The organism is Rahnella victoriana (genome assembly GCF_021276285.1).
GTDB lineage: Bacteria > Pseudomonadota > Gammaproteobacteria > Enterobacterales > Enterobacteriaceae > Rahnella > Rahnella victoriana.
Genome location: NZ_CP089919.1, coordinates 4,224,869 through 4,237,039, shown reverse-complemented (window position 1 = coordinate 4,237,039; position 12,171 = coordinate 4,224,869). Strand labels below are relative to the sequence as shown.

The window sequence follows — 12,171 nt, the reverse complement described above, 5'->3', positions numbered from 1 at the left end:
TCTTGCAGAACAAATCGGATGTTATAATATTGCGTTTCGCGAAAAATAACCAGTTTTCCCCCAACCTGAAGATGAGTTCACCCCGCATGATACAGAAAAAAAGCGTTAAACGGATGTTTCTGGCCGCCGCAATATTGAGTTCAGGAGCCGTTTTCAGCGCGCAGGCTGCCGTTCTTGCCTCCGTCCGTCCGCTGGGGTTTATCGCATCAGCCATTGCTGACGGGGTGATGCCGACCGAGATTTTGCTGCCGGATGGCGCATCGCCACATGATTTTGCCCTGCGTCCTTCCGACATTCAGCGTATGCGCAGCGCCGATCTGGTGGTGTGGGTCGGGCCGGAAATGGAAGCCTTTATGACCAAGTCAGTGGCCCAGTTGCCACCAAACCGTCAGGTGGCGATCGCCACGTTACCGGCGGTGAAACCGCTGCTGCTCAAAGGCAGTGATGATGACGAGCATGACCATGATCACGGCCATGATCATGACGGCGATGAACACCATCATGGCGAATATAATATGCACGTCTGGCTGTCGCCGGAAATCGCCCGTGAAGCGGCAATTGTGATCCATGACCGGCTCGCAGAGCTGGTCCCGCAGAAAAAGCAACAATTAGATGCAAATTTGGCACGATTTGAAGACGGATTGACAAAAACTGACAAAAATATTGGTACTATGCTGCAGCCTGTGCAGGGTAAGGGATATTTTGTTTTTCACGACGCTTACGGTTACTTTGAAAAACACTTCGGCCTCGCGCCACTTGGTCACTTTACGATCAACCCTGAAATTCAACCCGGTGCACAGCGATTACACCTCATTCGAACACAGTTGGTTGAGCAAAAAGCGACCTGCGTTTTTGCTGAGCCACAATTCAGGCCAGCCGTCATCACGGCTGTTGCCCAGGGAACAAAAGTGCGTATGGGCACATTGGATCCGCTGGGGAGCGGCATTGCACTGGGTGCGGACAGCTATGTGAACTTTCTGTCACAGCTGACGAACCAGTACCTGAGCTGCCTGAAGTAAGCTAAAAGGACAGAATTTAAGTGCAGCTGATAGCCCGATCTATCGCTCTGGCGTATAGCAACCTTCCACGGCCCCACCGCATTATGCTGGGGTCACTTACCGTCGTCACACTGGCTGTGGCCGTATGGAAACCGTTAGCTTATCACCCGGACAACGACCTTTCTGATACCAGACCGCTGGTTAAAAACATTACCCTCGATAATCAGCAGTTGCGTTCATTGCTTCCTGAAGCCAGTGAACCTATCGACCAGTCTCCTCCCGCAGACGACGATATCCCGCAAGATGACCTTGACGATAAAACCGTCAATGAAGCGGGTGTTCATGAATATGTCGTGTCAACCGGCGATACCCTCAGCAGCATCCTGAATCAGTACGGCATTGATATGTCGGAAATCGCCGCACTGTCTGACGCTAATCGCGATTTACGCAACCTGAAAGTCGGGCAGCAGATCTCCTGGACACTCAATGATGCCGGTGATTTACAGCGTCTGACCTGGGAGAAATCGCGCCGTGAGACGTACACCTTTGACCGCTCCGGCAACAGTTTTAAAGCCTCGCTGGAAACCCTGAAAGGCGAATGGCGGGATTCCGTCGTCAAAGGCTCGCTGAACGGCAGCTTTGTCACCAGCGCGAAAGCGGCGGGGCTGAGCAGCGGCGAAGTCAGCGCGGTGATTAAAGCACTGCAATGGCAACTTGATTTCCGCAAACTGAAGAAAGGCGACGATTTTGCCGTGCTGATGTCCCACGAAGTGCTGGACGGTAAGAACGAGCAAAGCGAATTGCAGGCCGTGCGTATGCGTACCGGCGGCAAAGATTATTACGCCGTGCGTGCCGAAGACGGCAAGTTCTATGACCGCAGCGGCAGCGGGCTGGCGAAAGGCTTCCTGCGTTTCCCGACCGGCAAACAATATCGTGTCTCCTCTAACTTCAACCCGCGTCGTCTTAATCCGGTGACGGGCCGCATTGCGCCACACCGTGGTGTCGATTTCGCCGTCCCTGTCGGGACGCCGGTGCTGGCTGTCGGTGATGGCGAAGTGGTGGTTGCCAAAAATGGCGGCGCAGCGGGTAACTATGTGGCGATCCGCCACGGTCGTCAGTACATGACCCGTTATATGCATCTGCGCAAAATTCTGGTGAAACCGGGTCAGAAAATTAAACGCGGTGACCGCATCGCGCTTTCCGGTAATACCGGCCGTTCCACCGGCCCGCATCTGCACTTCGAAATGTGGATTAACCAGCTGGCAGTGAATCCGCTGACCGCTAAATTGCCGCGTACCGAAGGACTGACAGGTAAAGATCGCAGTACTTATCTGGCCACCGTTCGTCAGGTTGTTCCTCAGCTGAAGTTTGACTGATCGCTTAGGTTTTAATGATTAGCCGCCGTGATTTATTGCAAAATAACTCACGGCACTTATCATTAAGCCAGAATTTGATATAAGAGCCTGAGCATGCAGCCAGAAAAAGAAAAACGATCCAACGTAGAGTTTATCCCGCAGTTTCAGAAAACCTTTTATCATCCACGTTACTGGGGCGTCTGGCTGGGCGTCGGTGCGATGGCCGGTATGGCGTATTTGCCCGCAAAAGTCCGTGACCCGATCTTAGGCAGTCTCGGCCGTCTGGCCGGAAAGTTTGCCAAAGGCGCGCGTCGCCGTGCACAAATCAATTTGTTGTATTGCCTGCCGGAAACCGCGGAAGCTGAGCGTGAGCACATCATCGATGAGATGTTCGCGACAGCGCCGCAATCGATGGTGATGATGGCTGAACTGGCGATCCGCGATCCCAAAAAAGTCATGCAGCGCGTTCACTGGCACGGCAAAGAAATTGTCGATCAGATGAAGGCGGAAGGTAAAAATGTGATTTTCCTGGTGCCACACGGCTGGGCGGTGGATATTCCGGCGATGCTGATGGCGGCAGAAGGTCAGCCAATGGCGGCCATGTTCCATAATCAGAAAAACCCGCTGACTGATTATCTGTGGAATACCGTGCGGCGCCGTTTTGGTGGCCGCATGCATGCCCGCAACGACGGCATCAAGCCGTTTATCAGTTCGGTACGTCAGGGTTACTGGGGCTACTATTTGCCGGATCAGGATCACGGTGCTGAACACAGCGAATTCGTGGATTTCTTCGCGACCTATAAAGCGACATTGCCTGCGGTGGGTCGCCTGATGAAAGTCTGCCGCGCCGCGATCGTGCCGCTGTTCCCGGTGTATAACGGCCATGAACAACGTCTCGATATCTACGTACGCCCGCCGATGGACGATCTGGCGACGGCGGACGATAACCGTATCGCGCGCAGAATGAATGAGGAAGTGGAGGTGCTGGTCGGGCCGAATCCGGAGCAATACACCTGGATCCTCAAACTGCTGAAAACCCGTAAACCGGGCGAGCCGGAACCCTATTCGCGCAAAGAACTTTACCCTAAAAAGTAAGCGAATAAAGATCTGAAAAGCTGAGGCTCGCACCTCAGCTTTTTTTTAAGCTTTTTTCACGGAACGTCGGAGAAATACCGCGATCAGCACTGCCCCGGCCACGCCGGAGAACATGCCTGTGAGCATAAAAATCCCGTTGCCGCAGGCAAAATAGAATTGCTTGGCGACTTCGATGCCCGCCGCAAACACGGCGATGGTGATCAGCCCCAGCGCGGCCGCGACGGTGCCTTTGCCGGTCGGGCTGGAAAAGAGCGTCAGGCGGTAAAGTCCGGCATTCACCAGCCCTGATCCCAGCGCATAAAGGCTCAGCCCGCCAATGATCCACAGCCAGGCATGCACCATAAACAGCGACGCATACGCGCTGATTGCAAGGCCGAGGACAATCGGAATGATGCCCGACCAGACCGGTGTGCGGATATTCACTTTTCCGCTGAGTTTGCTCAGGGTGATGTTACCGATGATCAGCCCGGTGAACACCGGCACCTGCAACCCTCCGTACTGAAGCGGCGTCATTCCCGCATCCTGAATCAGCCACACCGGCGACTGTGCCACCCAGGCCAGCAGAGGAAGGGTGACCAGCCCGATGGACAGCGAACCGAGCACCACGCCGGAATTGCTGAAGACTTCACGGTAATCGCTCAGCAGTCGGCGCAGCGAGAAGCGTTCGCCGCGACCTGACACGGTTTCCGGCATGCTGCGCCATAATCCCCAGAATGACAAAGCCGAGACCAGAGCAAACAACGCAAACATCGCTTTCCACGGTGCGTAATGAATAAACGCCGCGCCCGCCAGCGGTCCGAGCAGCGGGGCGATCAGGGTAATGTTCGCCATCAGCGCCATCAGTTTGACGCTCAGGGTTTCGCTGAACGCTTCCTGAATGGCGGCGTACCCGACAGCACCGATAAAGCACAGACTCATGCCCTGCAAAAAGCGCATCAAAATGAACTGTTCGATATTTCGGGTGAAAACGGTCAGCAAACAGGTGACGGTGAAAAAGGCCACGCCAGCCAGTAAAACCGGTCTGCGACCCAGCCGGTCGGACAGCGGACCGAGCAGCCATTGCAGCAAAATTCCGCCGCACAGATAGGCGGTCAGCGAGGTCGACACCCAGTCGGCGCTGGCGCTGAAGTCACTGATCACCTGCAACATGCCGGGCTGGATCATATCGTGGGCGATATAGGTGGCGAACTCGAATAATACCAGCGACAACGGGAACAGCCACTGGCGCGCGCTGAGTGTGGAGGCGGGCGGTGAAAGGGACGACATAACGATAATTCTCCGGTACTCAACATTGAAAAAGCGCGGCCTGTGAAAGCCGCGCTAAAGTGCATTACGTTAACGTTTTATTCAGTAGCGGTTAGCGTATGCCGCGATCGGGTTTTCCAGCGTTCCGGCAAATTTCAGGTTCTGTGCCGGGTCCGACAGGTTAATCATCTGCTGGTTATTCGCCAGTTGCAGACGGTTCAGGCAGGAGTGCGTGAATTCGGCACCGAACATGTCATAACGGGCAAATTTCTCCGCCAGTTCCGGATACTGAATCTGGTAATCACGCACCACGTCGGCGACCACCTGCCAGAACTGACCGGCCGGATAATCGCCATGCTCTTCAAGAATACGGGCGATAAAGCGGAACACACCGGCAAACACGTCGGTGAAGATCGACAGGATTTTCAGATCCTCCGGAACGTCCACCGCCAGACGTTTGGCTTTTTCAGGCAAATTGGCGTCCGGGTTCATTACCGCGATTTCTTCGGCAATATCCTTCATGAAGGCATTCACCGGGATGTTATTTTCAAAGCGCAGGATCAGGTTTTCACCGTGCGGCATAAACACCAGATCGTACTGATAGAAACAGTGCAACAGCGGGCTGAGATAAGCGTGCATGTAGCGTTTGAGCCAGTCACCGGTCGCCAGACCGGATGATTTGATCATCTCGACAATCAGCGCATCGCCATGTTTATCGGTATGCAGCAGGGCGGCCATGGTCATCAGACGCTGATTTGGCTGCAACCGGGCGACAGGGTTTTCGCGCCACAGCGCCGCAAACATTTTTTTATACGCGCTGTCGCCTTTAATGGCCTGTTCAAAGTAATGGTTGTGGTAACCGAGGGAAGCCACTTCCTGCAGGATGCTGAAACCGGTGGATTGCAGGTAAGCGTCGTTTTCGACCAGATCGGCCAGCCATTCGTTGATCCCCGGCGTGGTCGCCATGTAGTAAGGCGACAGGCCACGCATAAAGCCCATATTGAGGATCGATAACGCCGTTTTGACGTAGCGGCCTTTGGGACGGCTGGCGTTATAGAAGGTACGGATTGACTGTTGTGCCAGATAGTTATCCTCACCTTCACCGAGATAAATCAGGAACTGGCGGGCGATGTCCGGGGCAAAAACAGTCAGCAGTTTGTTCTGCCACTGCCAGGGGTGAACCGGCATGAAATAGTACTTTTTCGGGTCAACACCGGTATCCACCAGCTTTTGCGTGAAGGCACAAATTTGCGCATCACCCAGTTCTTCAGCGATCAGTTTTTCATACGGCAAACCCGCGACGCTGGCGAAATGCGCTTTGTCGTGGTGAACCGCGACCCACACCAGTGGCAGCGGATTGGCGGCTTCCGGCGCATAGCGCACGTAGTCACCGGCATCGAAACCAATACGACCATTGTTGGCGATAAAGCTCGGATGGCCTTCAGTCATGCTGGCTTCTACGGTCTGGAAATCGGCTTCAGACAGCTGTTTGGCTGTGGTGTGGTTATTCACCAGTTTGTAGGCGCTGCTGTACAGCGTGCTGCTGATTTCTTCCAGATAGGTCGGCAGCATGGCCTGGGAAATGCCAATTTGATCGGCGAATTCAATGATGAATCTGACGGCATCCAGCGGCTGCGGGTTGAAATTATCCAGACGCTGAATGCTGTCGAGGTCAATCATCCAGTCGTTCAGGGGCAACTGACGCGCACGGAAGCGATATTCAATTTCCGACGCCGGCACTGCCAGCTGGTAATCCGTCCAGGTGCCGGTAGTTTTCAGTGCCTGCGGGGCCAGCAGACGTTCGTGCGTCAGTTCTGACAGACATTTACGCAACAGCAGGGCATTGGCTTTCGCCCAGATCTCCGGTTGCAGGTGCTGACCGGTTTGCAGAGTCGCGGGAGTCATAATGTGTTTTTCCTTCTGGCTGGCCTGAATGAAATCTTCACGCTGGCAAAATGCCAGCCATGCAGTTTTATGTGTCAGTTGAATCTGTTTCTGATAGCGGAAACCGGCACGCTTATTCAGCTTGTGAATTTTCTCGTTGCGCACATCCGGCTCGACCACCACGCGTTTCACTTCCGGCTGGCTGAACAGGTATTCCATCACGGCGGAAAATACCTGCCAGCTGAAACCTGCGACAGGTTTGTCCGCCGGAGAGAGCAGAATATGCATGCCCATATCCCCCGGCTGCACCTCGTAATGCTCATGCAGCGGGTCGTCCTGCACCGGATAACATTCGATCAGAAATTGCGGCTGACCGTCGATTTCGCCCATCAGCGCGGCCTGAGGTTTTCCTCTTGTCAGGTCGCTGTAAAAACTGTCGACGTCGGCGACGGTACTGTTCTGCATGCCCCAGAAATGCGCATAAGGCTGGATCATCCAGCCGTGTAACACGGCCGCATCTTTTTGCAAATCCAGCGGGCGGAAGGTCACTGTTCCGGCGGCGCGCTGGCACGAATAAACGCGGGCGGGTAAGGGTTCAGACATGGATACGTTCTCCGTTAGTTTCCGGCAAGGCCGCGGGCACAGAAGGTCTGGAAAGCGATGGATTTCTCCACCGGATAGACTTCGCGCCCCAGCATTTCGCGAATAATGGTGCTGTTGCGGTAGCAGGCCATACCCAGATCGGGGGTGACGAAACCGTGGGTATGCAGCTCGGCGTTTTGCACAAAAATCTGGTTGTGTGCATCGATGCTGTAATTGCGGTTGACCGCATAACGGCCTGCCTCATCCCACTGAATGCGGGGGTAAATGCCTTCGATAAATTGCGGCGGCTGATAGCCGTAACCGGTCGCGAGGATCACCGACTCGGTGCGGTGGCGGTATTCCTGCTGCTGTTCGTGATGCAGCAGGCTCATTTCCAGTTCGCCGCTGCGGTTGCGGGTCATCGCGGTCAGTTCTGAATGGGTGTACAGATCCACCTTCAGCGGACCGTCGAGGCGTTTGATGTACATCAGGTCGTAGATATCGTTGATAAGGCTGATGTTAATGCCCTTATACAGGCACTTTTGCTCCCGGTTGAGCTGGTCGCGTTTGGCCATCGGCAGGTCGTGAAAATAGTCGATGTATTCCGGCGAGGTCATTTCCAGCGTCAGTTTGCTGTACTCCAGCGGGTAGAAACGCGGCGCGCGGGTGACCCACGTCAGGTGGTAATCGTGTTTATCGATGTCGGACAGCAGGTCGTAGTAGATTTCAGCGGCGCTCTGACCGCTGCCGACCACGGTGATGGATCGGGCGTTCTGTACCTGCTCTTTGTTCGGCAGATAGGCGGAGGAATGGTGCACGTTTTTGCCCGCATCACGGGCGCAGGCAGGCATCCACGGCGACGGACCGGTGCCCAGTACCAGCCGTCTGGTGTGGTAAAACTGCTTATCACCGCCTTTGGTAGAGCGCGCCGCGACCAGATAACATTCCTGTTCCGCATCCCAGGTCACCAGTTCCACGCGCGTGGAGAATTGCAGGCTGGTCAGTTGCTGGCAGGCCCACTGGCAATACTGGTTAAACTCTTTGCGCATCATGAAGAAATCTTCACGGATGTAGAAAGAGTAAAGTTTACCTTTCATTTTCAGGTAATTGAGAAAGCTGTATGGGCTGGTCGGGTCTGCGAGCGTCACCAGATCCGCCATAAACGGTGTCTGTAAATGCGCGCTTTCCAGCATCATGCCGGTGTGCCAGTCGAAGCTGTCATTCTGATCTAAAAACAGACCGTTCAGCTCTTTCACCGGCTCGGTCAGGCAGGCCAGCCCGAGATTGAACGGGCCGATGCCGATGGCGATAAAATCGTAGATTTGCGTGTCTGGGGTGATGTTCATGATGCAGCTCCTGTTACCGGTTTTTCGCGGCGCTCAGCGCGGCGGCTGTCAGTTCTTTGCCGTAATGCGTGATCAGGCTGAGCACGTCGGCAACGTCTTCCGTGGTGGTGGTCGGGTTCAGTAAGGTGAATTTCAGATACTGACGGTCATGCACTTTGGTACCGGCGATCACGGCACTGCCGTCGCGGAAAATCGCCTTGCGGATCCCGGCGTTGATCGCATCTATTTGTTCATGGTTCATCGACATACGCGGGACGAAACGGAACACCAGCGTGCTCAGTTCCGGCTTGTGCAGCACCTCGATATTCGGGTTCTGCTCCATCATCTGATGGGTTTCGGTTGCGCGCGCCAGCAGCACATCGAAGGATTCCCCCAGCGCCTGCTGGCCCATAATCCGCAGCGTCAGCCACATTTTCAGCGCATCGAAACGTTTGGTGGTCTGAATGCTTTTGTTCACCAGATTCGGCGTGCCTTCCAGTTTTGCACTCAGCGGGTTCAGGTATTCGGCGTGATGGGTGACGTGCTCCAGATGGCTGTGATCGTTAACCAGGAACGCGCTGCAACTGACCGGCTGGAAGAAGGATTTGTGGTAATCCACGGTGACGGAATCTGCCAGATGAATGCCTTCAATACGCTGGCGATGCTGAGGGGATACCAGCAGGCCACAGCCGTATGCGGCGTCAGCGTGCATCCAGATTTTTTCTTTGCGGCAGATTTCTGCAATGTCATTCAGCGGGTCGATGCTGCCAAAGTCTGTCGTACCGGCGGTGGCAACAACGGCAATCGGGATCAGCCCTTCGGCATGACAACGGTCGATTTCGGCTTTGAGCGCACTCATGTCCATACGGAAGGAGCTGTCACAGGCAACCGGCACCACGGCGTCATAACCCAGGCCGAGCAGGGCGGCAGATTTCTGAATGCTGAAATGGCTTACCTGGGAGCTGAAGATGCGCCAGCGGTTAGCTTCCGGCGGCAGCCCCTGATATTTTATGCTGTGTTGCGGGCGGGTACGTTTGCAGTGGCTGTCACGCGCCAGCAGCATCGCCATCAGATTCGACTGGGTACCGCCGCTGGTGAAGATGCCATCCGATTGCGCACCAAATCCGATACGGGCCAGTGTCCAGTCGATGACTTTTTGTTCGATTAAAGTGCCGCCTGCGCTCTGATCCCAGGTATCTACCGAGGAGTTAATGGCGCTGATAAACAGTTCCGCCAGTTGGGAAGGGATCACCGTCGGACAGTTGAGGTGTGCGAGGTATTTGGGATGATGAAAATAGACGGCGTGTTGCAGATATAAATCATCCAGTTCCTCAAGCGCCAGCCGTGTTCCGTCTAAAGGTTTAGTCAGATCAATATGGCGAAATTGCTCGGCTAATTCCGCGGGAGAAACACCTGAAAAAGGTTTCTCAGTATGGTTAATATGGGATTTAATTAATTCAATCCCTTGCTCAATGTGTGCCTGCCATTCCTGCGTGCTGTGTTGGTTAAAAATATAACCCTCATTCTGGCTTATTTTCGCCTGAGTCATTGTAAGGTCTTTGGTGCTGACCGGCATTATTTCCCAATTATTTATCTGGCTCATCATGGACCCTTAATGTGTGTCCTTTTTATCCGCAGCGGGCGTGGGGAGGCCGCCCGGATAAAGTCAGGATTTTTTCAGTGAACGTAAGCATCAGCAGGCAGGGCTGATGGCCACGCCTGTAAAGTGTATGGATATATGTGTTTTGTTATCTGAAATAATCAGTGATATGTCTTGTGTGATTTCCTTAGTGCGGACGTATACAAGGTTTTAACGAATGAGAATCATTATAAATGCAAATCATTATCATTCAACAACGACATTGAACATTTGCCCATAACGGCATTTTTTGGTGTTCTAATGTGATCTGCTTCACATAAAAATCCTGACCTCACTGAGTTCAGCTAAGATCCCATGGGATGAATCTGTATTTGTTATTCGTTTATTACTGTTATTCGTGAACGTTTTTGATAGGAAAAGTTATATTTATACGCAGTGAATGTAGGTGTAATGAATTTACGCTATGTGATGGTTTATACGCCGGAGAGTATTATTTCAGGAAAATGGCAAAATAATGATCAAATTAAGATCATGGAAGCGAGGTGAAGAAGGTGAAAATAAAACCCCGGGCAGTGCAAAATAAAAAGGCCGATCATGATGATCGGCCTTATATACATATTTTATTACATTTCGCCGTTATTCGACACGCAAAATACGGCTGGTATTCGTGGTGCCCACAGTGCTCATGACATCGCCCTGCGTGATGATGACCAGATCACCCGAAAGCAGGTAACCTTTATCTCGCAGCAAATTCACTGCATCCTGCGCCCCTGCGACGCCGTCATTGACGCTGTCGAAGAAGACCGGCGTGACGCCACGGTAAATCGCCGTCAGGTTCAGGGTGTGTTCATGGCGGGACATGGCGAAGATGGGCAGGCCGGAACTGATACGGGAGAGCATCAGGGCGGTACGCCCCGATTCTGTCATGGAAATGATAGCGGTAACGCCTTTAAGGTGGTTCGCCGCGTACATCGCCGACATGGCGATCGCTTCTTCGATGTTATCGAATTCCACATCCAGACGGTGCTTGGAGACGTTAATGCTTGGGATTTTTTCTGCACCCAGACACACGCGCGCCATGGCCGCCACGGTTTCCGCAGGATACTGACCGGCAGCCGTTTCGGCTGACAACATCACCGCATCGGTACCGTCCAGCACGGCGTTTGCCACGTCCATGACTTCCGCACGGGTGGGCATCGGGTTGGTGATCATCGATTCCATCATCTGCGTGGCGGTGATCACCGCACGGTTCAGCTGACGGGCGCGACGGATCAGTTTTTTCTGGATACCGACCAGTTCAGGGTCACCGATTTCTACACCCAGATCACCACGGGCCACCATCACCACGTCGGAAGCCAGAATGATATCGTCCATCGCTTCGTCCGTTGCTACCGCTTCAGCACGTTCAACTTTAGAGACGATTTGTGCGTTACAGCCTGCATCGCGTGCCAGACGGCGCGCATAGTTAAGATCTTCGCCGGTGCGTGGGAATGAAACTGCCAGATAATCTACGTCCATTTTGGCCGCAGTAATGATGTCTGCTTTATCTTTCTCAGTCAGGGCTTCGGCAGAAAGACCACCGCCCAGCTTGTTGATGCCTTTATTGTTGGACAGCGGACCGCCCACGGTGACTTCAGTGAAGACTTTCATGCCCTGAACTTCCAGGACTTTCAGCTGCACACGGCCATCATCGAGCAACAGGATATCGCCCGGCACCACATCAGCAGGCAGACCTTTATAGTCAATGCCCACTTTTTCTTTATCGCCTTCACCTTTGCTCATGTTGGCATCGAGCAGGAATTTGTCGCCGATATTGAGGAAAACTTTGCCTTCCTTGAAAGTAGACACACGGATTTTTGGACCCTGCAGGTCGCCGAGGATGGCAACATGACGGCCAAGACGGGCCGCGATTTCACGCACTTTGTTGGCGCGAAGGATGTGATCTTCAGGGGTACCGTGGGAGAAATTCATACGTACAACGTTTGCACCGGCAGCAATGATCTTCTCAAGATTATTGTCGCGGTCAGTTGCAGGACCGAGGGTGGTAACAATCTTCGTTCTTCTGAGCCTTCTGGACATGCCGTACT

Annotated in this window: 8 protein-coding genes; 3 read left to right on the top strand and 5 right to left on the bottom strand. The window is 53.7% G+C overall.

What is annotated here, in order from left to right:
* The first annotated feature begins 86 nt into the window (after positions 1-86).
* The 3 genes from znuA (at position 87) to lpxM (ending at position 3,448) form a co-directional block, all read left to right on the top strand.
* Complete coding sequence (znuA, locus tag J9880_RS19455) at positions 87-1,019, top strand: zinc ABC transporter substrate-binding protein ZnuA (RefSeq protein ID WP_095921790.1); 933 nt, start codon at positions 87-89, stop codon at positions 1,017-1,019.
* 20 nt (positions 1,020-1,039) lie between these two features.
* Positions 1,040-2,374 carry a murein DD-endopeptidase MepM gene (gene mepM, locus J9880_RS19450; protein ID WP_119827214.1) on the top strand — a complete coding sequence of 445 codons (1,335 nt, stop codon included), beginning with the start codon at positions 1,040-1,042 and terminating at the stop codon, positions 2,372-2,374.
* A gap of 93 nt (positions 2,375-2,467) precedes the next feature.
* Entirely contained in the window at positions 2,468-3,448 is a 981-nt protein-coding gene (gene lpxM, locus J9880_RS19445; RefSeq protein WP_232769802.1) for a lauroyl-Kdo(2)-lipid IV(A) myristoyltransferase, read from the top strand.
* A 45-nt stretch (positions 3,449-3,493) separates the two neighbouring features.
* Here lpxM and J9880_RS19440 read toward each other — a convergent pair whose 3' ends face one another.
* The 5 genes from J9880_RS19440 to pyk all read right to left on the bottom strand — a co-directional run bounded on the left by J9880_RS19440 (position 3,494) and on the right by pyk (position 12,163).
* A complete protein-coding gene (locus J9880_RS19440) occupies positions 3,494-4,714 on the bottom strand; it encodes an MFS transporter (protein WP_232769801.1) in 1,221 nt (406 codons plus the stop codon).
* Positions 4,715-4,795: 81 nt separating this feature from the next.
* Positions 4,796-7,180, bottom strand: a complete 2,385-nt coding sequence (locus J9880_RS19435; RefSeq protein ID WP_232769800.1) for a GNAT family N-acetyltransferase — start codon at positions 7,178-7,180, stop codon at positions 4,796-4,798.
* A 14-nt stretch (positions 7,181-7,194) separates the two neighbouring features.
* Positions 7,195-8,505 carry a lysine N(6)-hydroxylase/L-ornithine N(5)-oxygenase family protein gene (locus tag J9880_RS19430; RefSeq protein WP_119827208.1) on the bottom strand — a complete coding sequence of 437 codons (1,311 nt, stop codon included), beginning with the start codon at positions 8,503-8,505 and terminating at the stop codon, positions 7,195-7,197.
* A gap of 13 nt (positions 8,506-8,518) precedes the next feature.
* Positions 8,519-10,033 carry a pyridoxal phosphate-dependent decarboxylase family protein gene (locus J9880_RS19425; RefSeq protein ID WP_232769799.1) on the bottom strand — a complete coding sequence of 505 codons (1,515 nt, stop codon included), beginning with the start codon at positions 10,031-10,033 and terminating at the stop codon, positions 8,519-8,521.
* Positions 10,034-10,720: 687 nt separating this feature from the next.
* Complete coding sequence (gene pyk, locus J9880_RS19420) at positions 10,721-12,163, bottom strand: pyruvate kinase (protein ID WP_095921797.1); 1,443 nt, start codon at positions 12,161-12,163, stop codon at positions 10,721-10,723.
* Between the last annotated feature and the right edge of the window lie 8 nt (positions 12,164-12,171).